The organism is Pseudorhizobium halotolerans (assembly GCF_902153235.2).
Taxonomy (GTDB): Bacteria; Pseudomonadota; Alphaproteobacteria; order Rhizobiales; family Rhizobiaceae; genus Neorhizobium; species Neorhizobium flavum.
This window is the reverse complement of record NZ_CABFWE030000005.1, coordinates 1000499-1027053: the sequence shown is the minus strand read 5'-3', so window position 1 is coordinate 1027053 and position 26555 is coordinate 1000499. Positions and strand designations below refer to the sequence as shown.

At 63.2% G+C, this 26555-nt stretch carries 22 protein-coding genes and 1 other RNA gene; 11 read left to right on the top strand and 12 right to left on the bottom strand.

Annotation, left to right across the window (positions count from 1 at the left end):
• Nucleotides 1-164: 164 nt before the first annotated feature.
• Entirely contained in the window at nt 165-1991 is a 1827-nt protein-coding gene (locus tag FN060_RS10020) for an aminopeptidase P family protein (protein WP_142587909.1), read from the top strand.
• A 19-nt stretch (nt 1992-2010) separates the two neighbouring features.
• Here the strand turns inward: FN060_RS10020 and FN060_RS10015 are convergent, their stop codons facing one another.
• The 3 genes from FN060_RS10015 to pncA all read right to left on the bottom strand — a co-directional run bounded on the left by FN060_RS10015 (nt 2011) and on the right by pncA (nt 3793).
• Entirely contained in the window at nt 2011-2325 is a 315-nt protein-coding gene (locus FN060_RS10015; RefSeq protein ID WP_052638692.1) for an AzlD family protein, read from the bottom strand.
• A gap of 2 nt (nt 2326-2327) precedes the next feature.
• Nucleotides 2328-3047, bottom strand: coding sequence for an AzlC family ABC transporter permease (locus FN060_RS10010; protein ID WP_142587908.1), 720 nt, complete (start codon nt 3045-3047; stop codon nt 2328-2330).
• Between the two features lie 119 nt (nt 3048-3166).
• Nucleotides 3167-3793 carry a bifunctional nicotinamidase/pyrazinamidase gene (pncA, locus tag FN060_RS10005; protein ID WP_142587907.1) on the bottom strand — a complete coding sequence of 209 codons (627 nt, stop codon included), beginning with the start codon at nt 3791-3793 and terminating at the stop codon, nt 3167-3169.
• Nucleotides 3794-4082: 289 nt separating this feature from the next.
• Between pncA and FN060_RS10000 the strand changes: the two genes are divergently transcribed.
• Nucleotides 4083-5306: a YeeE/YedE family protein gene (locus FN060_RS10000; protein ID WP_142587906.1), complete on the top strand. Its 1224-nt coding sequence runs from the start codon at nt 4083-4085 to the stop codon at nt 5304-5306.
• A 288-nt stretch (nt 5307-5594) separates the two neighbouring features.
• The gene (locus FN060_RS09995; protein ID WP_244665735.1) at nt 5595-6929 is read left to right on the top strand and encodes a DUF2778 domain-containing protein; all 1335 of its coding nucleotides are present in this window, start codon (nt 5595-5597) and stop codon (nt 6927-6929) included.
• On the opposite strand, the gene FN060_RS09990 is transcribed toward FN060_RS09995, so the two are convergent.
• The 3 genes from FN060_RS09990 to FN060_RS09980 form a co-directional block, all read right to left on the bottom strand.
• Complete coding sequence (locus FN060_RS09990; RefSeq protein WP_142587905.1) at nt 6926-8071, bottom strand: amidohydrolase; 1146 nt, start codon at nt 8069-8071, stop codon at nt 6926-6928. The two genes, FN060_RS09995 and FN060_RS09990, sit on opposite strands and share 4 nt — an antisense overlap.
• 81 nt (nt 8072-8152) lie before the next feature.
• Nucleotides 8153-8461: a putative quinol monooxygenase gene (locus tag FN060_RS09985; protein WP_142587904.1), complete on the bottom strand. Its 309-nt coding sequence runs from the start codon at nt 8459-8461 to the stop codon at nt 8153-8155.
• On the bottom strand, nt 8458-9288 hold the full coding sequence (locus FN060_RS09980; protein ID WP_142587903.1) for a helix-turn-helix domain-containing protein: 831 nt from the start codon (nt 9286-9288) through the stop codon (nt 8458-8460). The genes FN060_RS09985 and FN060_RS09980 overlap by 4 nt, the downstream gene beginning before the upstream one ends.
• Before the next feature lie 108 nt (nt 9289-9396).
• Here FN060_RS09980 and FN060_RS09975 point away from each other — a divergent pair, with 108 nt between their 5' ends.
• On the top strand, nt 9397-9750 hold the full coding sequence (locus tag FN060_RS09975) for a nuclear transport factor 2 family protein (RefSeq protein WP_142587902.1): 354 nt from the start codon (nt 9397-9399) through the stop codon (nt 9748-9750).
• Between the two features lie 119 nt (nt 9751-9869).
• Nucleotides 9870-10094 (top strand): type II toxin-antitoxin system ParD family antitoxin, encoded by a 225-nt coding sequence (locus tag FN060_RS09970; RefSeq protein WP_142587901.1) that lies wholly within the window; start codon nt 9870-9872, stop codon nt 10092-10094.
• A gap of 94 nt (nt 10095-10188) precedes the next feature.
• On the opposite strand, the gene FN060_RS09965 is transcribed toward FN060_RS09970, so the two are convergent.
• Together FN060_RS09965 and FN060_RS09960 are read right to left on the bottom strand one after the other, a co-directional pair.
• Nucleotides 10189-11097 carry a hypothetical protein gene (locus FN060_RS09965; protein ID WP_142587900.1) on the bottom strand — a complete coding sequence of 303 codons (909 nt, stop codon included), beginning with the start codon at nt 11095-11097 and terminating at the stop codon, nt 10189-10191.
• A gap of 28 nt (nt 11098-11125) precedes the next feature.
• On the bottom strand, nt 11126-13624 hold the full coding sequence (locus tag FN060_RS09960; RefSeq protein WP_142587899.1) for an ATP-dependent helicase: 2499 nt from the start codon (nt 13622-13624) through the stop codon (nt 11126-11128).
• A 276-nt stretch (nt 13625-13900) separates the two neighbouring features.
• Here FN060_RS09960 and FN060_RS09955 point away from each other — a divergent pair, with 276 nt between their 5' ends.
• From FN060_RS09955 to FN060_RS09940, 4 genes are all read left to right on the top strand, one after another.
• Nucleotides 13901-15067: an efflux RND transporter periplasmic adaptor subunit gene (locus FN060_RS09955; RefSeq protein ID WP_142587898.1), complete on the top strand. Its 1167-nt coding sequence runs from the start codon at nt 13901-13903 to the stop codon at nt 15065-15067.
• Nucleotides 15064-18228, top strand: a complete 3165-nt coding sequence (locus FN060_RS09950; RefSeq protein WP_142587897.1) for an efflux RND transporter permease subunit — start codon at nt 15064-15066, stop codon at nt 18226-18228. The genes FN060_RS09955 and FN060_RS09950 overlap by 4 nt, the downstream gene beginning before the upstream one ends.
• Nucleotides 18229-18348: 120 nt before the next feature.
• Nucleotides 18349-19770, top strand: coding sequence for an FAD-binding oxidoreductase (locus FN060_RS09945; RefSeq protein WP_142587896.1), 1422 nt, complete (start codon nt 18349-18351; stop codon nt 19768-19770).
• A gap of 76 nt (nt 19771-19846) precedes the next feature.
• Nucleotides 19847-23569, top strand: a complete 3723-nt coding sequence (locus FN060_RS09940; RefSeq protein WP_142587895.1) for an AsmA family protein — start codon at nt 19847-19849, stop codon at nt 23567-23569.
• Nucleotides 23570-23572: 3 nt separating this feature from the next.
• Here FN060_RS09940 and FN060_RS09935 read toward each other — a convergent pair whose 3' ends face one another.
• The 4 genes from FN060_RS09935 to ssrA form a co-directional block, all read right to left on the bottom strand.
• The gene (locus FN060_RS09935; protein ID WP_052638678.1) at nt 23573-23800 is read right to left on the bottom strand and encodes a ribbon-helix-helix domain-containing protein; all 228 of its coding nucleotides are present in this window, start codon (nt 23798-23800) and stop codon (nt 23573-23575) included.
• Between the two features lie 75 nt (nt 23801-23875).
• Nucleotides 23876-24070 (bottom strand): DUF4169 family protein, encoded by a 195-nt coding sequence (locus FN060_RS09930; RefSeq protein ID WP_142587894.1) that lies wholly within the window; start codon nt 24068-24070, stop codon nt 23876-23878.
• Between the two features lie 12 nt (nt 24071-24082).
• Nucleotides 24083-24589, bottom strand: coding sequence for an SspB family protein (locus tag FN060_RS09925; protein WP_142587893.1), 507 nt, complete (start codon nt 24587-24589; stop codon nt 24083-24085).
• Between the two features lie 117 nt (nt 24590-24706).
• Nucleotides 24707-25070: a transfer-messenger RNA gene (ssrA, locus tag FN060_RS09920) on the bottom strand.
• A gap of 144 nt (nt 25071-25214) precedes the next feature.
• Here ssrA and FN060_RS09915 point away from each other — a divergent pair.
• Together FN060_RS09915 and FN060_RS09910 are read left to right on the top strand one after the other, a co-directional pair.
• The gene (locus FN060_RS09915; protein ID WP_142587892.1) at nt 25215-26009 is read left to right on the top strand and encodes a thymidylate synthase; all 795 of its coding nucleotides are present in this window, start codon (nt 25215-25217) and stop codon (nt 26007-26009) included.
• The gene (locus FN060_RS09910; RefSeq protein ID WP_142587891.1) at nt 26006-26533 is read left to right on the top strand and encodes a dihydrofolate reductase; all 528 of its coding nucleotides are present in this window, start codon (nt 26006-26008) and stop codon (nt 26531-26533) included. Before FN060_RS09915 ends, FN060_RS09910 begins: the two co-directional genes overlap by 4 nt.
• Nucleotides 26534-26555: the final 22 nt, after the last annotated feature.

Genomic DNA, 26555 nt, shown 5'->3' with positions numbered 1-26555 from the left:
CCCATCAACGGTGTTATGCGCTGAGCGCATGGCCTGTGCAATCGGCGTCCAAATGCAGTTAGCAGATGCACAATAGATCGGCGGACGTTCTCCCGCTCTGGCGGTGCAGGCTGCGCCCCGCTAGTATCGCGTACTGTTTGAATCACTCCTCCCGGAAAGCTTTCATGTTCCAGTCCTTCGACAGCAGGTCCACCCCCCAGTTCGGCCGCGAGCGCGTGAGCGCCTTGCGCAGCCATTTCGACGGCCTCGGGATTGACGGGTTTCTGGTGCCTCGCGCCGACGAATACCAGGGTGAGTACGTGCCGGCGTCGGCCGAGCGGCTTTCCTGGCTCACCGGCTTTACCGGCTCGGCCGGTGTCGCACTCGTGACGCAGTCGCAGGCGCTGATCTTCGTCGACGGTCGCTATACGACGCAGCTCAAGGAGCAGGTCGACGGCAGCGTCTTTTCCGGCGGCGACCTCGTCAACGAGCCGCCGCATGCCTGGCTGAAGGCCAACGCCGCCAAGGGGTTCCGTCTCGGTGTGGACCCATGGCTGCACACGGCTGCGGAAGTCCGCAAGCTGCGCAAGGCGCTTGAGGAGATCGCCGGGTCGCTGGTCTTCGTTCCGTCCAACCCGCTCGACGCGATCTGGACGGACCGTCCCGCCGAACCCCTGGGTGCATTGATGATCCAGAGGCATGAACATGCCGGCACGCTTGCAGCCGAAAAGATCCCCATGATTGCCGCGCAGGTGAAGGAGAAGGGGGCCGCTGCCGTCATCATCACGGATCCTTCTTCGGTCGCGTGGCTCTTCAACATCCGCGGAAGCGACGTGCCACATACCCCTCATCCCCTGGCGCGGGCCATCGTGCCGGTAGAGGGCAAGCCGCTGCTCTTCCTCGACGAGCGCAAGACCGGTATCGAGGCCCGCGCCTACCTTGCCCAACTCGCCGAACAACTGCCGCCCGCGGACTTTCCTGCCCGGCTCGAGGATTGGGCGCGGCGCGGACCGATCATGCTCGATGCCGATCTCGCTCCGCTCGCCCTCAGCATCGCGATCGAGAAGGCGGGCGGAAGCGTCGTCGAGGCAACCGATCCTGCGCGCTTGCCGCGTGCCTGCAAGAACGCTGCCGAACTGGAAGGCTCGGCGAAGGCGCATCTCCAGGACGGGGCCGCCGTCGTCGAGTTCCTCTGCTGGCTCGACGGGCAGGAAGCGGGCAGCGTGACCGAGATCGAAACGGTCCGGGCGCTGGAGGTGGCCCGCGTGAAGGTGGGCGAGCAGATGCAGAACCCGCTCAAGGACATTTCCTTCGATACCATCTCCGGGGCGGGGCCAGACGCCGCGGTCATTCATTACCGGGTGACGACGGAGACGGACAGGCCGTTGAACGAAGGCGAGCTCTTCCTGATCGACTCCGGCGCCCAATATATCAACGGCACCACCGACATCACCCGGACTGTGGCAATCGGCGATGTTCCGGAGGACCGTAAGCGCTTCTTCACCCTTGTACTGAAGGGAATGATCGCGATCAGCATCGCGCGCTTCCCCAAAGGCACGCGCGGCTGCGATCTCGATCCGCTTGCGCGGATCGCCTTGTGGAAGGCCGGCGGCGATTATGCCCACGGGACCGGCCACGGCGTTGGCTCCTATCTCTCCGTGCACGAGGGGCCGCAGCGGATCGCCCGGCTGTCGACGCAGGAGCTCCTGCCCGGGATGATCCTCTCGAACGAGCCCGGCTACTATCGTCCCGGCCATTACGGCATCCGCATAGAGAACCTGATCTATGTGAAGGAAGCGACGGAGATCGAGGGCGGCGACATCCCGATGCTGTCGTTCGAGACGCTCACATGGTGCCCGATCGATCGCCGCCTTGTTCTGCCGGAGCTTCTGACGGCGGAGGAGCGTGACTGGCTGAACGGCTATCACGCCGCGACGCGCGAGAAGCTCATGCCGCTGATCGAGGATGACAAGGTGCAGCAATGGCTGGTGCAGGCGACCGAGCCGGTGTGATTACCGGCTCCGTCGGCTTCTAGAGGCCGAGGATCTGGCGGCAGACCATGACTGCCGCCCAACCAACGCCGAGCATCAGCAGTCCGGGGCGGACTAGCGCGACGAGCAGTGCTGCGACCATGGCGATCTTCACGTCCCAGCCGCCGGAGAAGAAGGCGGGGGCGACGAGCGTCGTCAGCACGGCGGCAGGGACCGCATTCAAGGCGGCTTCCATACGTGGTGGGATCGTCTTCATCCGCGTGATCAGGACGTAGCCGCCGATGCGGGTGAGATAAGTCGCCACGGCTGCGCTAAGGATCAGCAGCACTGTGCCGGTGTCGAGCGTTCCTTCCATCGTCAGGCCTCTCCACCTTCTGGCGACGCCGCTTCTGCAACCGGTGCGGGGAGCGGCAGCAGCGTCGCGACGATGATGCCGGCGGCGGCGCCAAGGCTGACATGCCAGGGAGAGCCGACGACATGGTAGGCCGCAACCGATCCGAGCGCGCTTGCCAACACGATGGGGGCAAAGCCGGGGCGGCGCCGGAAGGCCAGCACCATGCCAAGGAAATAGACCGGCAGCAGGATGTCGATGCCGATGGAAGCCGGGTCGCCGATCATGCGTCCGAAGAAGGCACCAAGCATGGTGGCAACGCTCCAGCTGACATAGACCACAACACCAAAGCCGATGTACCACGAGAAGCTTACGCCCTGGCCGCTTTCGCCACGCCGCACACCTTCGGCGAAGGCCGGATCGATCAGCATGAAGAAGGCGAGCGCCTTCTGGGGCAGGGAGTAGTGGCCGATGTATTTCGCCATCGCCGCGGAATACAGGATATGGCGAAAGTTGACGGCAAAGACCGAGAGTACCACCAGCCACGGCTCGACGCGCTGGCCGAAAAGCTCAATCCCCACCAACTGGCTGGCTCCGGCATAGACGGTGGCACTCATCAGCAGGGTCTCGAGGAAGCTCAGGCCGTTGTCGACCGCGACAGCGCCGAAGAGGGCACCGAAGGGCGCCGAGGACAGGGCAACGATAACGCCGCCCCGCAGGCCTTCTCTGAAATCACTGCGGTTCATGGGGATTCCTTCTTCCCACTCCCTTAGGCGAGAGGGAATGCCCGGCGCAATTCAATAGCGCTGATGCATCGATCGATTCTGGTGAAGTCCCGGCGAAGAGTTGGTGCTCGCCGTGGTCGTCAGTCCTTCAGAATCTGGCGGCTCTTGACGACGCCGACGCCCTTCTGGCGCATCTCCTCGATCGCAGCTTTCACACCCTTTGGATCGATTCCGCGGCTGGCATCCTCGATGAAGCAAATCTGGACGCCGGGCAGCATCTCGATTGCATCGAGTGCCGAGAACTTCACGCAGTAATCCGTGGCAAGGCCGCAGATGTCGAGCTCGTTGATCTGCTGGGCCCGAAGATAGCCCGCAAGGCCGGTGACGGCCGCCTTGTCGTTGTCGCGGAAGGCGGAATAGCTGTCGATCGCCGGATTTTCACCCTTCTGCTGGATATAGTCGACCTCGTCGATCTTGAGGTCGGGATGGAACTCCGCGTCGCTGGTGCCCTGGACGCAGTGGTCGGGCCACAGCATCTGCGGCCGGCCGCAGAGTTCGCCCATCTCGAAGGGTTTTTTACCGGGATGTTGCGAAGCGAAGCTGCCGTGGCCTTCGGGATGCCAGTCCTGCGAGGCGACGATGACGTCGTAGCCGCCTTCCTCGATCAGGCGGTTGGCCACCGGGACGATCTTCTCGCCATCGGGAACAGGCAGGTTTCCGCCAGGGCAGAAGCCGTTCTGGATATCGACCAGCAGCAGGGCCTTCATTATGGTTCCTCCTTCTCTGTCTATGGCGATTAAATACCGAGGAGTGGCAGTCGAACAACCCTCGAAGGCGTCAGGGCGAGCGAAAGTCGGGATGGGCCGTCGGGTGTATGCATGAAAACTAGCAATCTAAAAGCGCCTTCAACCCAGTCGTGCGAAACCCAGAACTCGCTTTGCGCGTCGGATGCCCGCCGCGGAAACATTATCCGCTGCCGGCGCGCCCGCCAGAAGCGGGTTTCTCGTTCGGAATGGCAGGCTGGGCTAAGACTCTGGTAAATTCCGGAGTGTTGCCATGTCCATTGCCAGTTCATCTCTATCGCCCCATGTCGATACCGCTTCGCCGATCGGCGTCCCGGGACTTGCCGCCCTTGTCGCGCTTGTCGCCGGCACGGTCGCGCTGGGCTATACCTACGGTGCCGCCCACGGAGCGCTCTTCCTGATCGGCGGTGCGCTGGGGATCACGCTCTATCATGCAGCTTTCGGCTTTACCTCCGCCTGGCGCGTCTTCATTGCTGAAGGCCGGGGCCGGGGTCTTCGCGTGCAGATGATCCTGCTTGCGCTCACCGTCGTCCTCTTCTTCCCCTTCCTTGCGTCCGGCACGCTGTTCGGCAACGAGGTTCGCGGCTTCGTATCGCCTGCGGGAACCGGTGTCATCATCGGCGCCTTCATGTTCGGCATCGGCATGCAACTCGGTGGCGGTTGCGCGTCGGGTACGCTTTTCACCGCAGGTGGTGGCAATGCACGGATGCTTGTCACGCTGTTCTTCTTCATCGTCGGTTCGCTCTTGGCGACCATCCACTTCGAGTGGTGGACGAGCCTGCCGTCGTTACCGCCGACGACGCTGGTGAGCCTCGGTCCGGTGCTGGGCATCCTCCTCTCGCTGGCGATCTTTGGCGCCATCGCTGCCTTGACGGTCGCGGTCGAGAAGAAGCGCCACGGCTCGCTGGAAAAGCCTGAAGCAGCGCCGCGCGAAGGTCTCGCCCGCTACCTGCGCGGACCTTGGCCGCTGGTTGCCGGTGCCATTGCGCTTGCCGTTCTGAACTTCGCGACCCTGGCGCTCGCCGGTCGTCCCTGGGGCATCACCTCGGCCTTTGCGCTCTGGGGTGCCAAGGGCGCACAGCTGATCGGCATCGAGCCGGCTTTCTGGGGATACTGGCAGGCACCGGCCAATGCCAAGGCTCTCTCCGAGAGTGTCTTTGCCGACGTAACCTCGGTCATGGACTTCGGCCTGATCGCCGGCGCCATGCTCGCGGCAGCACTTGCCGGTCGTTTCGCGCCGAACTTCAGGATACCGCTGCGCTCGGTTCTGGCGGCGGTCGTCGGCGGGCTTCTGCTCGGCTACGGCGCCCGCATTGCCTATGGCTGCAATATCGGCGCCTACTTCTCCGGCATCGCGTCCGGCAGTCTGCACGGCTACCTCTGGGCGGTCGCGGCATTCGCCGGCAATGTGCTGGGCGTCAAGTTGCGCCCCTGGTTCTTCATGGAACGTGCTACCGTCCGCCGCATCGACGGCTGACCCAAAGCATCGGTGCGCACCGCTGATGTGGTGCGGGCCATGTGGTGCGTAAATGCCGCTTTCCAAGCGCCTGCCACCGCATCGCCGCATTCCTGCTAAATTTCCGGCAGGTTTGCCCCTTAGTGCCGAAAGCATCAAATCAGGGGCGGGGCGTAAAGACATTGGTTACCATATATCGTCATTCTCTAATCCAGTCGCCGGACGGCATGACGGCTTCGGGCCGCCGTTCAACGCAGATGGACATGGTCGCAGTTGCGGCTTTGGCAGAATGATCGGGTAACGAGTATCATGGCGCTAGAGATCGAGGCATTCGGCACCGCAACTCCCTCCACACCGGTTTCAAGACGCCCTCGGCGCCTCTCGCGCATCGCCTTTGCAGGCCGGATGGCTCTTGCCACCGCGGCGCTGGGCGGCGTCTGGATGTTCGCCGCGACCACTACCGTCAGCAGCTTCGCACCCTCTTTCTCCGCGCCCGCCAAGCCTGAGTTCTCGCTCGGCCTGTCGCTCAAGCCCGTCGTTGACGCGGTCGCCGGCGAGGTGGAGCAGGTGGAGCGCGCCGCGCTGAGGATCAGCAAGTTCGAGCGCCTCTACCGGCAACCTGCGGCGCCCAAGGCCTCGCGGCTTGAGGGCGCGCAGCTTGCTGCCGTCCTTTCGCAGCGGCCTGGGAGCGACGCGGTTGCCGGGACGCTCGGCGCCGCCTTCGCATTGGCCGCAGAGGATGCCAAGTTCCAGGAGCTTGCGGCGATCCGGCCGGGGAGCGACATCGTCAAGCAGATGCTGGACGAGGCGATGAACCAGATGGTTGCGCTCGCGCCGCGTGTCGAGATGTCCGATGCGGCAATCGTCACCGCGTCCATTCCCTCCGACATAGCGGAAGATGAGAGTTTCTCCGACGAAAGCGCCGTCGAAACCGCGGCGATCGAGGCGGAAGAGGCGGGGCGCACCACCGAACTGGCCGCCCTCATGGATGACACGCTGCCGATGCAGGGGCCGCTGCCGACCTCGCGTCCCGAGACGGCCGCCAAGGCACTCGAAGCGCTGGCTGCGGCGAAGCTCGCGAAGCCGGGCCGGGCTCCCGCCGAGGACGCAGGCGAGCCTGCTTCCACCGTGCTTGCCTATGCAAAGCCCGAGAACCCGATGAAGTCGCTGCCCAAGGTGACGCCGATCCCCGATCCGGGCACGAAGAAGGTGGCGATCTACGACATCACCAATGGCGTGGTGCACATGCCGAACGGCACCAAGCTGGAAGCGCATTCCGGCATCGGCAAGATGCGCGACAACCCGAAATACACCCATGTGAAGATGAAGGGCCCGACGCCGCCCGGCACCTACAAGCTCTCCATGCGCGAGAAGCCCTTCCATGGCGTCGCGGCGATCCGCCTGACTTCCGTGGATGGCAAGCACCCGCAGAACCGTACCGGGCTCCTGGCGCACACCTACCTGCTGCGCTCCGCTCCAGGGGATTCGCATGGCTGCGTCGCCTTCAAGCACTACGACAAGTTCCTGGCGGCCTTCCGTCGCGGCGAGATCACCCACATGGTTATTGTGCCGGAATATAACGGCCGCCTGCCCGGCAAGAACCAGAACCTGCTGGTCAAGCTGTTCGGTGGTAACGACGCCTAACCGAGCAAGTCTCTGGCCGTGCGCATGAAGATACGGGCGCCGAGCGGGATCAGATCATCGGGATAGTCATAGTCCGGATTGTGCAGGGCAGGGTGCTCCTCGCCGGCCCCAAGATAGAACATCGCCGATTTCGAGACAGTGCCGAACAGGCCGAAGTCCTCCGAGGCCCGCAGCGCCTCGCCCGCCTCATGGGTGACACCTTCCGCATCGAGAGACGCCCTCAGGATCGTCACGGCCTCCGGCTGGTTGTCGCAGTGGCTGAAGATCTCGTGGTAGCTTGTCTCGAGCGCCAACCCGTCTCTCTCCGCCGCCTCCCGCGCCAGTCCTTCTGCCGCATCCACCAGCGCTTGCATCTGGTCGTTCGTGGTCGTCCGCAGCGTCACCCAGAGTTCCGCGTAGGCAGGTGCGATGCCAAAGGCGGGCTCGCCGAGGTGCACATGCCCCACCGTGGCGAGAACGAAATCGCCGTCGGCGACCGAGCCGCCGCTGAGATCCGTCAAGGCCGGCATCAGCGATGCGATCGCTCGCATCGGCGACCTACCCGTTTCTGGTGCCGAGGCATGCGCCGTCTTGCCCGTCAGCATGATCTTCAACCCGCGCGAGGCGCAGTTGGCGATACCTTCCTTCAGCCAGACATGCCCGAGCGGCAGCCCCGGCAGGTTGTGCAGCGAGAAGGAGTAGTCGGGCCGGATTTCCGCGAATCGCTCGTCAGCGATCACCGCCGCGGCACCGGCGCCGGTTTCTTCGGCCGGCTGGAACATCAGCACGACGCGGCCGCGCCTGGGGCGCTGCTTTGCAAATCCCCGCGCCAATGCCGCAACCGTCGCGGTGTGCCCGTCATGGCCGCACATATGGCCCTTGCCGGGCAGGCGCGAGCGGTGCGGCAGGTCGGAGATCTCCTCGATCGGCAGGGCGTCGAGTTCGCAGCGAAAGAGCACGGTCGGGCCGGCTTCGTCGCCCTCGAAGACCGCCGCGACGCCCGTGCCGCCCAGTCCCGAAATCACCTTGTCCGGGGCCGTCTCGGCGAGGAAGGCCTGTACCTCCGCCGCCGTCGCCACTTCGTCGCCGGAGACTTCCGGCATGGCATGCAGCTTTCGCCGCCAGGCGGTGAGTTCGACGACGTCGTGATTGGTGAGAAACATGCCAGGCCTCCTCCTATGCTCCACGAGACCTATCTGCCGTTCCGATGCAGCGCAACGGGTCGCCGAGCAGAGCGGTGTGGATCACCCTGGCCGGTCGCTGCGCAGCGGCTGCCAGATGGAGATCTTCCGCTCGGCTGCCAAGAGGTCCGGCAGCGCTGCATGCCAATCCTCGCGATAGGGGCGGGCAAGTTGCACCGTCAGGACATCCTCATGGCTCTGCCATGTCTCGTGCAGGAGAAAACGGGTGTCGTTCTCAGGATCGGCATGAAGGGTGGCACCGACGAACATCGCCTCATGGCGCATGGCGTCCAGCACGCCGTTCAGCAGCCTCAGGAAGCGCTCGCGCTCGGTGGGCTTGACGTCGAACTCGATCAGGTAGGTGACGCTCATGACGCGCTCCTTTCTTGGCCTTGCATCAGGGTTACCCGGGTCTCGGCGTCGGCTGGGTAGAAGCATTCCAGCGCCAGTTCGGAGAGGGTGACGCTGGTTGCGGTGCTGAAGACGGTGGTGGTCGAGATGAAGCGAAGCATCCGGTCGCTTCCCGGCATGCGCAGTTCGAGCGGCACGGCGAGCAGCGGGTAGGTGCGGTTTTCACCCGGCGCCGGCGGTGCCGGATAGGCGCAAAGCTCCGCATATAGTTCCGCGAGGAAGGGATCGCCCGAGCCCTCCATCTGCACCCGCAATCGCTCCAGCACGTGGTGCCTCCATTCGCCGAGGTTTGCGATCCGGGGCGCCAGTCCCTGCGGATGGAGGCTGAGCCGCAGCACGTTGAGCGGCGGTGCCAGCACCATGGGATCAATGCCTTCGAACAGTGCCGTCGCGGCTGCGTTCGCCTGCAGCAGCGTCCACCGCCCGTCGACGGCAATGGCGGGGAAGGGCATGTGACCCGTCAGGATGGTCTCCACCGTCTGCCGTATCTCCGTAAGTTCCGGCGCATCGAACGCCGCTTCCGGATGAACGGGTGCATAGCCGGCCGAAAGCAGCAGGCGGTTTCGGGCACGCAGCGGCATGGACAGCCGCTCGGCGAGCTTCAGCAGCAGGTCGCGGCTTGGCGAGGATCGGCCGCTTTCGACGAAGCTCAGGTGCCGCGCTGATATTTCGGCGTCGAGCGCAAGGTCGAGCTGGCTCATGCGCCGGCGGCCGCGCCATTCGCGCAGCACGGTGCCGACGCCGGCCGGGGGCGAGGGTGACTGGGTGAGGGTGTCTGCCTGGGTCATGGGCAAACCCTATCAGAGGAGCGGCGGAATACGATTACCTCGGAGGTAATTGTCCGGCGTCCTCAGCCCGGTCAAGTTCGGGCCGTGATCAACGAAAGGAGCGCGACCATGACCGATCATCTCACCATCGCCAACGCCTATCTCGCCCTCTGGAACGAGGCGGACGATAACGCCCGGAGTGCCGCGCTCACCAGGGACTGGGCCGCTGACGCCCGCTATGCCGACCCGCTGATGCAGGGCGAGGGTCCTGCCGGAATTTCCGCCATGATCGCCGCTGCCCGCAGCCACTTCCCCGGCCACCGCTTCGAGCTTTCCGGCACCCCCGACGGCCACGGCCCCTTCACCCGCTTCTCCTGGACCCTCGTCTCACCCAACGGCGAGGCCGTCGCGCGCGGCATGGACGTAGCGCGGTTGGACGCGGCGGGAAGGGTGACGGAGGTGGTGGGGTTTCTGGAGAAGTAGGCAGCAACGAATGGAGGTGCCGGCACCCCGGAGGCCGGTATCTCCGCCATTCCGAGTCGCCGTGCCCTGCAGTGTATGACAAAGTTTGTAATACTCATGGGCAGACGAGGTGTTCTGCCATGGCAACGATGAACGTATCTCTGCCGGACAAAATGAAGGATTGGGTTGAGGAGCAGGCCCGATCCAGCTGCTATTCAAACGTAAGCGATTACGTTCGGGACCTCATCCGGCGCGATCAGGAGCGGTCCGACAAGATCGCTGCCATGCAACGGTTGGCCGATGAAGGTCTGGCAAGCGGCATCGGGGAGCGATCTGCGGTGGATTTATTTAAGCAGGTAATATGACGTAGCTGCAAGTACATGTAAACGATCGAGAGCTTCGTTGCCAAATCGAACGGGGTTAACAACAGAGTTATTCACCCACCGCGACGGTGAGCTTTTAGGTCGGGTTGCGGTGGCCGAAGGATCTGCTTGAAACATAATGCCGTTCGTTGTTTTGAGAATAAAATGTCCTGCGCAGTTTTCGGACCCATTGAGCGAAGTCAGAGAAGATGTCGAACTGTTTCGTTTCCCCGTCTAGTGAACGGACTACAATCGAGCCGACTTCATACTTCGAGCGTGCGGAGATTTCTCTTAATTGCAGGTCATAGCACGATAACGCCTTATCCACGTCGGACTGCAGGCCTGATCTTATTCTACGCGTAAACTGACCGATGCAGCCCATTGTTTCCCTTAGGATGAGACTGATGTCTGCGCGTTCACCAAACGCTTCGCGGTAGCTCTGGCGCTCAGCAGCATCAACCTTTTGGCTGCGACACACCTCCTCAACAGAAGCATACAGTGAGACACGGTGCTCGAGGAACTCGCGCTCTTTGCTCCAGGCGCCGCCACTTGTTGTAAAGGACACTGGCTGGAAATGATGCTGCGAAAAATTCCTTAGTCGCTCACAGAAATTGAAAGCAGCGGATTTGGTCTGTGTCTCTCGCCACGAGTTAATGAAGTCCCGGCGGACTGCTGCGAGCGAGGATTTTCGGAATTTAGGTAACTGATCTCGGAAGCTTGTGATCGAGTTTAGCAAACTTAGGACCTTTATGTTGGCCCTAATCCGGTGTTCTTGTTCGAACTCGTGAGGAGACAATGGAAAGAGTGAATGTTCTAACGCGGAGCCAAGAACAAACTTTTCATACTCCTGGAAGGCATACAGCACTTGAAGCCCGAGCTCTTCAAAGCGAACGTATTCGATTAAGAGCGAGCGAGAGGCCGCCAACTCAGCGAAGCAATCCGGAGAAACTTCAAACTCCCAGCGTTCGTTGATAAACGGACTAACGACCAGATGTCTGCTCTCCATTCAAGCTCCTCGTTGCGTCTGAAGATAGTCACACCCGCTCCACAAACCCTTCCAGCACCCGCTTCTGGCCGGCCTTGTCGAAGTCGATGGTCAGCTTGTTGCCTTCGATCGAAGCGATGTTGCCGTTGCCGAACTTGATGTGGAAGACGCGGTCGCCGACGGTGAATTGCGAGGGCGTGTCGGCGACGGATTTCGCCACCAGTTCGCCCTCAATGGTGCGGGTGCGCGGGCCGCTCTCGCCGTAGCCGATGCGCTCCACCGCGTGGCCGGAGCGGGTGCCCCAGTTGTCGCGGGTGGCGTTCGTCTGGTTGGCCTGGGCACGCTTCCAGCCGGGGGTGGAATAGGTGTTGGCGAAGGGGTCGGCCTTGTCGAAGCGCGACTGGCCATAGCCGCCGCGCCCGCCATAGCCGCCATAGTTGCTGTCCGACGCCGCGACATCGACGTGATGCGCCGGCAGTTCGTCGAGGAAGCGCGAGGGCATGGTGGACTGCCACAGCCCGTGGATGCGCCGGTTGGAGACGAACCAGATGTGGCAGCGCCGCTTGGCGCGAGTGATGCCGACATAGGCGAGGCGGCGTTCCTCCTCCAGCCCAGAGCGGCCGCCCTCGTCGAGCGCCCGCTGGTGCGGAAAGAGACCTTCCTCCCAGCCGGGCAGGAAGACGGTGTCGAATTCCAGCCCCTTGGCGGAGTGCAGCGTCATGATCGAGACGGCGTCGAGATCCTCGTTCTGCTCGGCATCCATGACCAGCGAGACATGCTCGAGGAAGCCCCGCATGGACTCGAACTGCTCCATGGAGCGGATCAGTTCCTTGAGGTTTTCCAGCCGTCCAGGCGCTTCAGCCGACTTGTCGTTCTTCCACATGTCGGTATAGCCGGACTCTTCGAGGATCTGCTCGGCAAGCTCGATATGCGGAATCTTCTCAAGCCGTTCCTGCCAATTCCTGAAGCTTTGAATCACGTCGAACAGCGCCTTGCGCGCCTTCGGTTTCAGCTCGTCCGTTTCGATGATCTCGCTTGCGGCAGCCAGCATCGGAATATCGCGGGCGCGGGCATAGTCGTGCAACGTGCGCACCGTCGTGTCGCCCAGCCCGCGCTTCGGCGTGTTGACGATCCGCTCGAAGGCGAGGTCGTCGGCCGGCTGGCAGGTAAGGCGGAAATAGGCCATGGCGTCGCGGATCTCGAGCCGCTCGTAGAAGCGCGGGCCGCCGATGACGCGGTAGTTGAGACCGAGCGTCACGAAGCGGTCTTCGAACTCGCGCATCTGGAAGGAGGCCCGCACCAGGATCGCCATGTCGTTCAGCGCGTGCTTCCTGCCGTCAGCATCGCCCCGCTGCAGCCGCTCGATCTCCTCGCCGACGGCGCGGGCTTCCTCTTCCGAATCCCAGGCTGCATGGACCTGCACCTTCTCGTCGTCGGGGTCCACGCGGTCGGTGAACAGCGTCTTGCCGAGCCGCCCCTCGTTATGGGCGATCAGGTGGCCGGCGGCGCCGAGAATGTGCTCGGTGGAGCGGTAGTTACGCTCCAGCTTGATCACCCTGGCGCCCAGAAAATCCTTCTCGAAGCGCAGGATGTTGTCGACCTCCGCGCCGCGCCAGCCATAGATCGACTGGTCGTCGTCGCCGACGCAGCAGACATTCTGCGGCACGCCTTTCGGCCGCTGGGCGAGCAGCCGCAGCCACATGTACTGGGCCGTATTGGTGTCCTGGTACTCGTCCACCAGGATGTAGCGGAACTTGCCGTGATAGTCCTTCAGGATGTCCGGATGTTCGCGGAAGATCGCGATCGGATGCAGCAGCAGGTCGCCGAAGTCGCAGGCGTTCAGCGTCTTCAGCCGGTCCTGGTAGGCCCGGTAGAGTTCGCGGCCCTTGCCATTGGCGAAGGCGCGGGCATCGCCCTCAGGGATGTCCTTCGGCGTAAGACCCTTGTTCTTCCAGTTGTCGATCATGCCGGCGAACTGCCGGGCCGGCCAGCGCTTGTCGTCCAGCCCCTCCGCCTGGATCAGCTGCTTGATCAGCCGGATCACGTCGTCGGTATCGAGAATGGTGAAGTCGGAACGCAGCCCCGCGAGCTCTGCGTGGCGGCGCAAGAGCTTCACGCCGATCGAGTGGAACGTGCCGAGCCATGGCATGCCTTCAACCGCGCCGCCGACGAGCACGCCGATGCGCTCCTTCATCTCGCGCGCAGCCTTGTTGGTGAAGGTGACCGCGAGGATCTGCGAGGGGAAAGCCTTGCCCGTTGCAAGGATGTGGGCGATGCGGGTCGTCAGCACGCGCGTCTTGCCCGTGCCAGCCCCGGCCAGCACCAGCACCGGGCCGTCCAGCGTCTCAACGGCTTCCCGCTGCTCGGGATTGAGGCCGGAGAGATAGTCGGGCATTGCACGGTTCTGGTCGCGCGCGGCCATGGCGCGGGCGGCAATGCCGAGCCCTGATCCCTGTCCCGCGGCGGCCGGTGGTGGCGCCGGTTGCGAAGGACGGCGGGGTTCCGGTTCCTCGTCGAAGAACGGAATGTCGTCGAAAACGTTACTCATGCCGGTCAATGTAGTGATTCGGACCTGAAAGGCCAGAAAAGATGTTCTGGTTTCATTCCTGTCCTTTCACCAGCCGATGGCAAAATCAAGGTATGGCCGGCGAAATGCGGGAGAGGGGCAAGGATGTACAGCGCATGCATCAGACGCGCGATCTGACATCTGCGTGAAATCCCACGATGTTACAAATCCGTAAGGATGCCGATCGCGAATTGCATGTATAGTCGCCGGCATAGATATTGCCGCCATTCATCCGTACTACTCCCGCCGGAGATATTAATGCGCATCTGGAAGCAACTGCTCCTCAGTCTCGTTGTCGTCGTCGTCGCCCTCTGTCTCTGGGTCTTCATGGTGCCCGGCGCGGGCGACACGCTGGCGAGGATGGGCATGCCCGAGCCGATCGTTGCTGCCATCCGGCCGCTGGCGGCTCAGGACGCGGATGCTCCCGGCGCGGGCAGGAATGGCGGGCCGGGCAGGGGCCCTGGCGGACGCGCGACCGTGGTCGTGACGGAGGCCGTGGCAACCGGCACGGTCAACGACCGGCTGGCGGCGATCGGCAGCGGAGAGGCGATCCAGTCCGTTGTCGTCGTGCCTCAGGCGTCAGGCACCATCGAGGAAATCCTGGTGTCGGCAGGCGACAATGTCACGAAGGGCCAGGTGCTGGCTCGCCTCGACGACGACGAGCAGGTGATTGCGCGTGACCGGGCGCAGGTTGCGCTTCGTAGCGCGACCGAGCGCTCCCAGTCGCTCAGCAACCTGCGTTCCATGTCGCGGCTCGACGTGCTCGATGCGCAGATCGCCGAGGAGACGGCGAAGCTCGAAGTCTCGACTGCCGAACTCAACCTGAAACGCCGCGAAATCGTCTCGCCGATCGATGGCGTGGCAGGGATCGTGCCGGCCAATGTCGGCGACAATGTCACCACCCAGACCGCCATTGTCACGATCGATGACCGGTCGTCGCTTCTGGTGGACTTCTGGGCGCCGGAACGCTTCGCGACCGCCATCTCCGTCGGTCATCCGGTCGAGGCGACATCCATTGCCCGTCCTGGCGACGCCTTCACCGGCGTCGTCCACGCTATCGACAACCGCGTGGATCCGGCAAGCCGGACGCTGCGCATCCGCGCCCGCATCGACAATCCGGACGACAAGCTGCGCGCCGGCATGGCCTTCAGCGTCGGCATGCGCTTTGCCGGCGATACCTTCCCGGCCGTAGATCCGCTGGCGGTACAGTGGGATGCGGAAGGCTCCTATGTCTGGCAGGTCGTCGACGGCAAGTCGGTGAAGACGCGCGTGCGGATTATCCAGCGCAACCCCGATGTCGTGCTGGTGGATGCCGAGCTGAAAGCCGACGATGCCGTGGTGGTCGAAGGCCTGCAGCGCGTCCGTGAAGGTGCCGACGTCCGTATTGCCGGGGCGCCGGAGAGCGCGGAGGTGGCGAGCCAATGACATCCCACGACAGCCAGACGCCCTCGCAGCAGGATCCCGGCCAGAGCTTCACGGCGCTCTTTGTCCGCCGGCCGATCCTCGCCGCCGTTCTCAACACGCTTCTCGTCGTTGCCGGCCTTGCGGCCCTGTTCGGGGTCGAGGTTCGCGAACTTCCCGATGTCGACCAACCGGTCATCACCGTGCGCACCTCCTACGACGGGGCCTCGCCCCAGACGATCGACCAGGAATTGACGCAGGTCATCGAGGGGGCGGTGGCGCGCGTCAGCGGGCTCAAGTCCATCTCATCGGAATCACAGTTCGGCTCCAGCCGGGTCACGATGGAGTTCTCCGATACTGCCGACCTTGCCGTGGCAGCGAACGACGTACGCGACGCACTTGGACGCATCACCAACCAATTGCCGGACGATGCCGACGAACCGCGCATCATCAAGGCGGATTCGGACTCTCAGGCGATCATGCGGATCGCCGTCACCTCCAGCACCCTGTCCATGGAAGACCTGACGCTGCTCGTCGATAACGAGGTCACCGACAGGCTGGCTTCCGTCGATGGCGTTGCCGACGTCGAACTCTATGGCGATCAGGAGAAGATCTTCCGCGTCGACATCAATCAGGCGGCCCTTGCCGGTCGTGGTCTGACGGTCGGCGACATCTCGACGGCACTTTCGACCGCTGCCCTCGACGTCCCGGCAGGCTCGCTGGAGAGCAACCGGCAGAACATCGTCGTGCGAGCCACGGCAAACCTGACGACGCCCGAGGATTTCGAGAGCGTCCTCATCAAGGACAATATCCGGCTGCGTGACGTCGCGACGGTGACGCTTGGTCCCGATGACGGCTCTACCGTGCTGCGCGCCAATGGTGTCCAGGGGGTCGGCCTCGGGATCATCCGCCAGGCGCAGTCGAACACGCTGAGTATTTCCGACGGCGTCAAGGCCGCGGTGACGGAACTGCAGGAGAATTTGCCTGAAGGTACGCGCATCGCCATCACCAGCGACGACGCTGTCTTCATCGAAGGTGCGCTGCACGAGGTGGAAATTGCGCTCGGGCTTTCCGCCACGGTGGTGCTGATCGTCATCTTCCTCTTCCTGCGGGACTGGCGCGCCACCCTCATCCCCGCCGTCACCATGCCCGTTGCACTGATCGGGACGCTGGTCGCCATCTATCTCGTCGGCTTCTCGATCAACATCCTGACGCTGCTCGCCATTGTACTTGCCACCGGCCTCGTCGTCGACGATGCCATCGTGGTTCTCGAGAATATCGTGCGCCGGCGTGCGGAAGGCATGGGACCTCGGGCGGCTGCCGTCCTCGGCACACAGCAGGTCTTCTTCGCCGTCATGGCGACGACGGCGACGCTGGCTGCGGTGTTCATCCCGCTCTCGTTCCTGCCCGGTCAGATGGGCGGCCTGTTCCGCGAATTCGGCTTCGTGCTGGCCTTTGCGGTTGCGCTATCTTCGGTCACGGCGCTGACGCTCTGTCCGATGCTGGCCTCGCGCATGCTGTCGAAACCGATCAGGGAAAGCGAGAGCGGCCCGCTGTACTGGATCGGCGAAAAGTTCGCGGGCCTCTATGCCGGCATCCTGCGCCGCTGCCTCGATGCGCCGCTGGTCGTCATTGCCGTCTCCGTCCTGATTTCAGTTGCGGCCTATGGGGCCTTCGGTTCTGTTCGCAGCGAGCTGACGCCGCGTGAAGACCGGTCGATGGTGATGATGCGGCTTTCCGCCCCGGAAGGCGTGAGCCTAGACTATACGCGCGACCAGATGCAGCGCGTGGAGGAAAACCTTCAGCCGCTTCGCGAGTCCGGCGAGATTGCGAACATTTTCTCCATCTCGGGCTTCGGCAGCAACACGAACAGCGGCTTCATGGTGTTGACGCTTGCTCCCTGGGGTGAGCGTGAGCGAACGCAGGATGAGATCGTCCAGGATATCAACGCGGCGGCGCAGACAGTGCCGGCACTTCGCGGCTTTGCCATTCAGTCGAACAGCCTGCGCATCCGCGGGGCCGGTAATGGCCTGCAGATGGCCATGGTCGGTAGCGACCATGCCAGCCTGACCCAGGCTGCCATCCAGCTCGTCTACAAGATGGAAGACAGCGGTCTGTTCGAGACGCCGCGGCTGTCGAACGAACCAACCCAGGCCCAGCTCTCGGTGGCAATCGACCGCGAGCGCGCCTCCGATCTCGGCATCGACATCACCGGGCTTTCGGCTGCCATGCAGGCATTGCTTGAAGGCCGGTCCATCGTGGATGTCTTCGTCGACGGCGAAGCTCTGCCGGTCAAGCTCACCTCCAACACGCAGCCGATCGACGACCCGACAGACCTTGAGAACATCTTCCTCAAGGCGGCCGACGGAAAGATCGTGCCGATGTCGACGATCGCGACCCTGCAGGAAGGCGCTGTGGCCCCCGAGCTCAACCGGGAACAGCAGCTGGCGGCCGTATCCTTTTCCGGCAACCTGCGCGACGGCGTGACGCTCGGCGATGCGGTACAGGCAGTCGAAGAGATGGCCGAGCCGCTGCTGCCGGCCGGTGCACGCCTGATGCCGCTGGCCGAGGCTGCGACGCTGGAGGAAAACTCTTCCGGCATGCTGATGACCTTCGGCTTTGCCATCGCGATCATCTTCCTGGTGCTCGCAGCCCAGTTTGAAAGCGTCCTGTCCTCCCTCATCATCCTGTCGACGGTCCCGCTCGGGCTCGCCTGCGCCGTGTTCGCGCTGATCCTGACGGGCACCAGCCTGAACGTCTACAGCCAGATCGGCCTTGTTCTACTCGTCGGCGTCATGGCCAAGAACGGCATCCTGATCGTCGAATTTGCCAACCAGCTGCGCGATCAGGGCGCAGGCGTGCGCGAGGCGATCGAGCGGGCGTGCAGCATCCGTCTTCGTCCCGTGATGATGACGATGATTGCCACCATCATCGGCGGCGTTCCGTTGATCCTCGCCCAGGGGGCGGGTGCAGAGGCGCGCATCGCACTCGGCTGGGTGATTGTCGGCGGGCTCGCGCTTGCGACGTCCGTCACGCTGCTGATCACGCCCGTGGCCTATCTGTTGATCGCACGCTTCTCCAAGCCCCACGTCCATGAGGAGCGGCGGCTGCATCAGGAACTGGTGAATGCCACCCAACGGCAAGCCAACGAGGATGGTGATCGTCCATTGCTTGCAGCGGAATGACCGCCGGACGGATGCGGCTGGATTGCCACGCCGCATCGAACCGTCTGCCGCCTCGCCGTTCTGGACAAACCCGCATCTGTTCCCTAACCGGTACTGGACATATTTGCGGGAGAAATCGCCATGGGGCTGAAGGACGTGAGACCGGGCATCCGGAACGAGGAGGGGGTTGGCAAGGTCCTTGGCATCCTCAAGCAGTCCTTCGGAGAGCGCTTCCAGACGGGCCAGGCGTTCCGCGACCAGCATGCCCACACCACCAGTTACCTTCCCGCGCAGCTGCCCGACGGCGTCGTCTTCGTTGAAAGCGCAGATGACGTGAAGAGTGTCGTCAGGGTCTGCGCCGCCCATCGGGTGCCAATGATCCCGTTCGGCACCGGCTCTTCCCTGGAGGGGCATATCAATGCGCCGAACGGAGGGATCTCCATCGATTTCTCGCGCATGAACAGGGTTCTGGAGGTCAATGCCGAGGATCTCGACGTGGTGGTCGAGCCGGGTGTAACCCGTGAGCAGTTGAATACCGAACTGCGCGCTACCGGCCTGTTCTTCCCGATCGATCCCGGCGCCAATGCGTCCATCGGCGGGATGACGGCAACGCGTGCCTCCGGCACCAATGCCGTCCGCTACGGCACGATGAAGGACAATGTCCTGTCGCTGACCGTGGTCACGGCGAACGGCGAGGAAATCCGCACCGCCCAGCGCGCTCGAAAGTCGTCTGCCGGTTATGATCTGACCCGCCTCTTCGTCGGCTCCGAGGGGACGCTCGGCGTCACCACGTCCATCACGCTCCGCCTGCAGGGTATTCCCGAAAAGATCGGTGGTGGCGTCTGCGCGTTTCCGTCGGTCAAGGCGGCCTGCGATGCGGTGATCATGACGATCCAGATGGGAATACCAGTCGCTCGCATCGAACTGCTCGACGAGATGCAGATGCGCGCCTGCAACAGCTATTCCGGCCTCTCCTACGCGGAGAAGCCGACACTGTTCCTGGAGTTTCACGGGACAGAGGAAACCGTGGCGCTGCAGTCGGCGCAGTTTTCGGAGATCGCGGCCGAGTTCGGCGGGGACAGCTTCAGCTATACCCAGGATGCCGAGGAACGCAATCGGCTCTGGAAGGCACGGCACAATGCCTACTGGGCGTCGCGGGCACTGGCTCCGCATCTCAACGGCCTCTCGACGGATGTCTGCGTCCCGATATCGCGGCTTGCCGATTGCGTCGTCGAGACCCAGGCGGATATCGCCGAACACGGGTTCCTCGCGCCGATCGTCGGGCATGCCGGGGACGGCAATTTCCATGTGCTCATCCTGTTCGACGACAAGGACCCCGATGACGTCGCTCGGGCCGAGGCCTTTGTCGCGCGTCTGAACGCGCGGGCGCTCGCCATGGGCGGCACATGCACCGGCGAGCACGGGATCGGACAGGGAAAGATGAGCTTCCTGGAGCAGGAGCTTGGCGATGCCGTTGATCTGATGCGTTCGATTAAGAAGAGCCTTGACCCGGACAATATCTTCAATCCCGGCAAGATCTTCGCGCTGAACGTGCAGGGCTGAGCGGGCTCGCAATGCCTTGACTTGCCCCGCCGCCGGGTGGGACTAGTCTGTTAATCAACGCAGGGAGAGACGCACGGTGCTCGGACGCATCCTACTGACGGCTGGTGGTCTTCTCGTGGTAGCGCTTTTTGCGGCTCTGCTTGCGCCATTCTTCGTCGACTGGACCGACTTCCGGGTAGAGTTCGAGCAGCGCGCAAGCCGCATCCTCGGCAAAAAGGTCGTGGTGCATGGAGACGTGGACGCCCGGATCCTGCCGTTTCCGTCGGTGACACTGCACGATGTGCGCGTTGGACAGGACCGGGACGGTTTCCCGCAACTGCACGCCGCGCGGTTCTCCATGGACATGGAATTGGCGCCCTTCCTTTCCGGCGAGGCGCGGATATTCGACATGCGGCTCGAGGAGCCGAAGGCGCGGGTCCGGATATTGCCCGACGGAACGCTCGACTGGATGCGGGGGAGCCGCGCCGACATCCCGCTCCGGACAGTAGTGATAGAAGGCGTTAACATCACTGACGGTTCGATCGACATCATTGATGAACAGAGCGGTCAGACTCGTCAGCTTGCCGGCCTCAACGCCGATCTCTCGGCGGCATCTCTTGCCGGTCCATGGCGCGGCGAGGGCTATGGTTCTCTCGATGGCGAGGAGGCGGCATTCACACTGGCAACGGGGGAGGGCGATGCGGCCAACCGGACCATGCCGCTGCGCCTTCGCATCCTTCCCGATGCGGTACCAGCAGCCATTGAGCTCGACGGCGATCTCGTTCTTGCCGAGGATCGCCCGGCCTATAACGGGCGCTTTGCGATTAACGCCCTGGAGGAGGAGGATGAGAGCGAGCCGGTGCAGGCGCCGCCGCCCGGCCCACGGCTGAAGGGTAGCTTCGAGCTCACAAACGAGCGCATCAGGATACCCGACTACCGACTTGAAGTGGGACCACTCAACGATCCCTACGTGGTGACCGGCGAGGCGACGCTCGACACGGGCGAGGCACCGGAATTCCTGCTGACGGCCGACGGCCAGCAGATCGACGTCAATCGGCTGGGTGAGGGCGAGCGTGCGAAGACGGGACGGGATGCGGCGGCTTCCGCGCAGCGGCGGATCCAAGCCGTGATCGATGTCGCCGCGCAGATCCCGATCCCGCAGGTGCCTGGGCGAGCAAGCTTCAGCCTGCCCGCCGTCGTTGCCAATGATACCACCGTACGCGACATCCGCATCGACGTGCGCCCCGCAGGGACGGGCTGGACGGTCGACAGTTTCGCCGCAACCTTCCCAGGTCGGACTCAGGTGGAGGCCAAGGGTGCGCTCAGGTTGGTGGACAGTGTTTCCTTCGTCGGAGACATGCTCGTCGCGTCCAACCAGCCGTCCGGCTTGGCGGCTTGGCTATCCGGCTCGGTGGATCCTGCGATCCGGCAACTGAAGACAGCCGGCTTTTCGGCGACAGTCAACCTGACACAGGAGTTGCAGCGGTTCACCGATCTGGAACTGGCCGTCGGGCCGGCAAGCCTTCGCGGAAGCATAGAGCGGCATGCGCCAGCGGATACGGTCCCCTCGCTGACCGTCGACCTCGCCGGCAACGAGATCGACCTCGATGCCATGCGCGCACTCGGCTCGCTGATCACCGGTAATGATGCCGGGGAGGATGTTCTGGATCACTCCATCGGAGCCAACCTGAAGGCCGAGCGGTTCACCGCCTTCGGCGTCGGCGCCCGGGATGTCGAGACGATCTTCACGCTCTCGGAAGGCGAACTGGCGCTGGAACGACTGACGGTGGGTGATCTGGCAGGTGCGTCGATGGAGGCGCAGGGGCAGCTTCAAGGCTCGTTGCTGGATTACAGCGGAAGCGGATCGATGACGATGCGGGTCGGTGAGGCTGCCGGGTTCATCGCGATGCTGCACAATCGCCTTCCAAGGCACCCGATGCTCGACCAGCTTGCGGAAAACAGCAGATGGTTCGACGACGCGGAGCTTGCTGCCGACATTCGCGTCGGCGGGGAAACGGCAGGGCTTTCCGCGAAGATCACTGGAACCAGCAATGGAAGCGCCGTGAACGCCGAACTGGCGCTGCCGACAGTGTTCAACCTGACCGGCAGCCGTGAGGGTTCGCTTTCCGTTCAGCTGGAGAACGACCAGACAGCGGTACTCCTCGGGCAACTGGGACTTGACCCTCTGCCGCTCGGCGACGACGGGCCGGCGCGAGTGTCGCTGGATCTTCGCCAGGAAGGCGACCAGCCCTCAGTGGCAAAGCTGTCCTTCTCGACGGACCGGACGCAGTTCGATGGGGAAGGCGAGGTGGAACTGAGTTCTTCGGCATTCGGCACAGGCCAAGGTCGCCTTACCCTGCGCTCGGAAGATGTGGAGCCGTATCTGCTGATGACCGGCATCGGGATTCCGCAGTTCGGCACGGGCTTACCTACCACGATGTCGACCGAGATCAGCATCTCTCCCGAGAGCATTCGTCTGGACAAGCTCGCCGGTGAGATCGGCGGAAACCGGGTAGCGAGCGACAATCTCACCCTTGATCGCTCCTCCGCCGTCACGACGCTGAGCGGGGACCTGACCGTCGACAGCCTCGACCTCGCCTGGCTCGCCGAGGCAGTCTATGGGCCGGTTCAGGAGCCTCAGACGGGGGAGCTTTCGGAAAAGCCTTTCTCCATGCCGATCTTCGGCATGAGCGAAGCCCACCTGAAGGTCCGCGCCGCGACGTTCCGTCCAGGGATGATGGGCGATATCCGCGACTTCTCGGCCACGATTGAACATCGCAATGGCGGGATCGCGATCGAGGATGCTGCGGGCAGGTGGCAGGGGGGAAAGATCGGCGGGCGTCTTGCGATCAACAATGGTGAAGGCACGGGGATCTTCCAGACAAGGTTCACGGTGGAGGATGCAGACCTTGCAGCACTCGTCTGGGACGGCCAGGACGGCCCGATTGCAACCGGCCGGTTCAGTGCGCTGGTGGCAGCCGAGTCCACCGGAAAAACGCCCGCTGACTTGTTGGATGCGCTCAACGGTTCCGGCGAGATCACCATCGCACCCCTCACCATCAACCGCCTTGATCCTGAAGCGCTGCCGCCACTCCTTGAAGAGGTCGACAAGCTGGAGGGAGAGGTGACGGAGGACAGGATACGTCCGCTGGCGGACCCGTTTGTTCGCCGAGGCCAAGCGACGTTCCGCGAAGTAGTGATCCCCTTCACCATCACGGATGGGGAGGCGAGGGCGCAGAACGTCACGGCCGACGCCGGCAACGGCAGGGTCAGCGGCGAGGTGCGGGTTGATCTCCTCGAGCAGGCCCTGCGTGGCGAGCTTGCGATCGCCTATGAGCCGGGCGACGAGGGATTGGCCGGAGGGGAGCCAATGGTCCGCTGGCTCTATTCGGGCGACCTTGAGGATCCGTCGGTCGAATTCGACGTGGCGCCGCTGACGAACTTCCTGTCGCTACGGGCATTCGAGCGCGAGCGTCGTCGCGTGGAGATGCTGCAGGCGAGCGTGCTTGAGAAACAGCGGCTCCGGCGCGAGGTGGCACTTTATCGCTTCCTGGAGGCGGAGCGCCAGGCAGCGCGGGAAAGGGCCGAGGCGGAAGAGCGGGCGCGACGCGAGGAAGAGGAACTGCAACGCGCGGAGGCGGCCGCAAGGGCGGAGCGGGAGCGAGCCGAAGCGGCGGCCAGGGAGGCGGAGGCGGCGGCGCGAAGGGCGGAGGAGGCGCCACCGGCTCTGACCGTACCTCCCGTCCAGGAACTGATCGCTCCCGGCGGCGCACCCCTAGAGCCGCCCGTGTTCCAGAGCCTGCCCGGCGTCGAGCAGTAGCCCTCAGCGAAGGTCGGACGCGTTTTTTTCCTGGTGCCATCGAAGGACATGCAGCCGCAGCGCAGACGAAAGATTGCTGTCCGGCGCTCTGGCATCGTCGATCGAGGCGATGAGGCCGGCGATGCTGAGACCACGTTCCGCGGCGATGCGTTTCAGCTCCTCCCAGAATTCGTCCTCGAGGGAGAAACTGGTACGGTGGCCATGCAGTGTTGCGGAATGTTTGCGGATCACCGGCGCCTCCTGTCGAAAGCAAAGGTCATACCCTGCTTGGCGTCTGTGCGACCTCGACTCTTCGGAGTGCGCCGTTCAGTCGCGATTGTCCTGCTTTTCCAGTCGTCCCTGGTCAAGGGAGCGCTCGGCCTTGCGGTTCAGCGCCTTCGTCAGTGTCTTTTCCGTCTTGCTGCGACCAAAGGTGAGGCGGTTCTGATCGGCCTGCCTCTCCTTCTCCAGGCGCTGCTTCGCCTTCCGGGCCTGGCGCAGATTGACAACGTCACCGCTCATGGCCCGGCAACCCTATTGCTTCTTTCGGAAGGAATCGAGCGACACGACTGATGCCGGCTTCTTTTCCTCCCCTTCCGCCTGTTCGACGGCGTCATGCCTTGCGGCACTCTCAACGGGAATGGCAGTGATCTCGGCCGAGGCGTTCTCGTCCTCTTCCGCCAGCGGAACCTCGAACTCGAGCTCGAAATTCACCGACGGATCATAGAATCCGCGAATCGCGTTGAACGGGACTACCAGCCGCTCCGGCGTGTCGGAGAAGGACAGGCCGATCTCGAACTGGGTGTCGGATACCTTCAGGTCCCAGAACTGGTGCTGGATGACGATGGTCATCTGCTCGGGATACTTCGTCTTGAGATGCTGAGAGATGCGAACGCCCGGCGCGCCAGTCAGGAAGGTGATGAAGAAGTGGTGGTCGCCTGGCAGCCGACCCGTGGCAGCGACTTCGCTCAACACCTTGCGGATAACACCGCGCAATGCGTCCTGCGCCAAGATATCGTAGCGGATATGATCCTGCCCCATGCGGTTCTGTCTCTCAGTTCTGAATGCTTTCTCGAAGCATCCTTATGCCATGCCAGCCATACGCGGAAAAGCGCCCGCTTGGTGGCCAGTGTATATAATTTCGCAAAAAAGGGAGAAGGTGAAGGCTTCTGTTGCCAGGTGCCTTCGGACCCCGCCTAAGAGTGCGACCCCTTAGGACTTGATTTGAAGTGTCACACCGCCATTAGGCAGCGAGACGAGCTTCCGCATAGTTGTCGTTTGCAACTACTATTGTGACCCGATAACGGCGGTATCATGCCGAGCAAAAGTTCGATCTTTACACCCTTGTCGATCCTATTTCGCCCCCATCAGAAGCCGGTCGTCTCGGTAGACCGGTTTTTGGTGGAGGCGCCGGGTACCGCCCCCGGGTCCAATAGGCTTATTTCATCGACCGTTTATCGCCATAGCCGGACCGAGGCCCGGCAAGGCAGATATAGGGATTTCCTTACGCCGTGAAAAGGGGTGCGACCTCGAATAGATCGCATCCTCGATCCATCCGGATGCCGGCACTAACTTCCGGGGATAGACGCCACGGATGTCCTGTCTGCGCTTGGTTCCGGATGCTGCGGCCTGTAGGATGCCGGCCGAACAGAGTGGCAATGAAATCATGCGGCAATATCTCGACCTTCTCCGACATGTGATGGACCACGGCACCGACCGTGGAGACCGAACCGGGACGGGCACTCGCTCCGTCTTCGGTTACCAGATGCGCTTCGACCTCGAGGACGGCTTTCCCGTCCTGACGACGAAGAAGCTGCACCTGCGGTCGATCATCCACGAATTGCTCTGGTTCCTGCGCGGCGATACCAACATCGCCTATCTGAGGGAAAACGGCGTTACCATCTGGGACGAATGGGCCGACGAGAATGGGGATCTCGGGCCGGTCTACGGGGCCCAGTGGCGGTCTTGGCCGGCGCCCGACGGTAGCCATATCGACCAGATCGCCAATGTGATCGAATCACTGAAGACCAACCCGAACTCCCGCCGCCACATCGTTTCGGCGTGGAACCCGGCGCTGGTTGACGAGATGGCGCTTCCGCCCTGCCACTGCCTGTTCCAGTTCTACGTGGCGGACGGCCGGCTCTCCTGCCAACTCTACCAGCGGTCCGCCGACATATTCCTCGGCGTTCCCTTCAATATCCCGTCCTATGCGCTCCTGACCATGATGATGGCGCAGGTGACAGGGCTCAAGCCCGGCGATTTTGTCCATACTCTCGGCGATGCGCATCTCTACAGGAACCATTTCGAGCAGGCAGAGCTGCAACTGATGCGAACTCCGAAGCCCTTGCCGACCATGCGCATCAATCCGGCAGTGAAGGATCTCTTTGCCTTCCGCTACGAGGATTTTACGCTGGAGAACTACGTGGCCGATCCCAGCATCAAGGCACCGATCGCGGTATGACTGTTCCCGTCTCCATCGTCGTCGCGGTCGCTCAGAATGGCGTCATCGGCCGCGATGGCGGCATGCCCTGGAATCTCTCGACAGACCTGAGGCGCTTCAAGGAGCTGACCATCGGCAAGCCCATCGTGCTCGGTCGAAAGACGCTGGAATCCTTCGGCGGCAAGCCGTTGCCTGGACGCCGCCATGTCATCATTACCCGGAGCCGCGATTTCAGCGTGCAGGGTGCTGTAACAGTTGACGGCGTGGAGAAAGCCTTGACCGAGGCCCAGGCAATTGCTGCCGAAACCGGTGCTGCAGAAGTCTGCGTGATCGGTGGGGGCGAGATCTACCGGCAGGTGATGGACCTCGTCGACATGCTCTATGTCACGCATGTCGAGATTGCCGTTCCGGACGGAGACACGTTCTTTCCGCCTATCGATCCCGCTGTATTCGAGAAGGTCGAGGAGACGCTCGTTCCAGCGGGTGAGCGGGACGACTATCCGACCCGTTTTGCGATCTATCGCCGTCGCCCCGCGACAAACTGAAACATTTCGTTATCAAACACCC

Bases quoted from the DNA above. Each gene is read 5' to 3' on its own strand.
- FN060_RS10020 (WP_142587909.1), top strand. From the start codon at position 165: ATGTTCCAGTCCTTCGACAGCAGGTCCACCCCCCAGTTCGGCCGCGAG.
- FN060_RS10015 (WP_052638692.1), bottom strand. From the start codon at position 2,325: ATGGAAGGAACGCTCGACACCGGCACAGTGCTGCTGATCCTTAGCGCA.
- FN060_RS10010 (WP_142587908.1), bottom strand. From the start codon at position 3,047: ATGAACCGCAGTGATTTCAGAGAAGGCCTGCGGGGCGGCGTTATCGTT.
- pncA (WP_142587907.1), bottom strand. From the start codon at position 3,793: ATGAAGGCCCTGCTGCTGGTCGATATCCAGAACGGCTTCTGCCCTGGC.
- FN060_RS10000 (WP_142587906.1), top strand. From the start codon at position 4,083: ATGTCCATTGCCAGTTCATCTCTATCGCCCCATGTCGATACCGCTTCG.
- FN060_RS09995 (WP_244665735.1), top strand. From the start codon at position 5,595: ATGGCGCTAGAGATCGAGGCATTCGGCACCGCAACTCCCTCCACACCG.
- FN060_RS09990 (WP_142587905.1), bottom strand. From the start codon at position 8,071: ATGTTTCTCACCAATCACGACGTCGTCGAACTCACCGCCTGGCGGCGA.
- FN060_RS09985 (WP_142587904.1), bottom strand. From the start codon at position 8,461: ATGAGCGTCACCTACCTGATCGAGTTCGACGTCAAGCCCACCGAGCGC.
- FN060_RS09980 (WP_142587903.1), bottom strand. From the start codon at position 9,288: ATGACCCAGGCAGACACCCTCACCCAGTCACCCTCGCCCCCGGCCGGC.
- FN060_RS09975 (WP_142587902.1), top strand. From the start codon at position 9,397: ATGACCGATCATCTCACCATCGCCAACGCCTATCTCGCCCTCTGGAAC.
- FN060_RS09970 (WP_142587901.1), top strand. From the start codon at position 9,870: ATGGCAACGATGAACGTATCTCTGCCGGACAAAATGAAGGATTGGGTT.
- FN060_RS09965 (WP_142587900.1), bottom strand. From the start codon at position 11,097: ATGGAGAGCAGACATCTGGTCGTTAGTCCGTTTATCAACGAACGCTGG.
- FN060_RS09960 (WP_142587899.1), bottom strand. From the start codon at position 13,624: ATGAGTAACGTTTTCGACGACATTCCGTTCTTCGACGAGGAACCGGAA.
- FN060_RS09955 (WP_142587898.1), top strand. From the start codon at position 13,901: ATGCGCATCTGGAAGCAACTGCTCCTCAGTCTCGTTGTCGTCGTCGTC.
- FN060_RS09950 (WP_142587897.1), top strand. From the start codon at position 15,064: ATGACATCCCACGACAGCCAGACGCCCTCGCAGCAGGATCCCGGCCAG.
- FN060_RS09945 (WP_142587896.1), top strand. From the start codon at position 18,349: ATGGGGCTGAAGGACGTGAGACCGGGCATCCGGAACGAGGAGGGGGTT.
- FN060_RS09930 (WP_142587894.1), bottom strand. From the start codon at position 24,070: ATGAGCGGTGACGTTGTCAATCTGCGCCAGGCCCGGAAGGCGAAGCAG.
- FN060_RS09925 (WP_142587893.1), bottom strand. From the start codon at position 24,589: ATGGGGCAGGATCATATCCGCTACGATATCTTGGCGCAGGACGCATTG.
- FN060_RS09915 (WP_142587892.1), top strand. From the start codon at position 25,215: ATGCGGCAATATCTCGACCTTCTCCGACATGTGATGGACCACGGCACC.
- FN060_RS09910 (WP_142587891.1), top strand. From the start codon at position 26,006: ATGACTGTTCCCGTCTCCATCGTCGTCGCGGTCGCTCAGAATGGCGTC.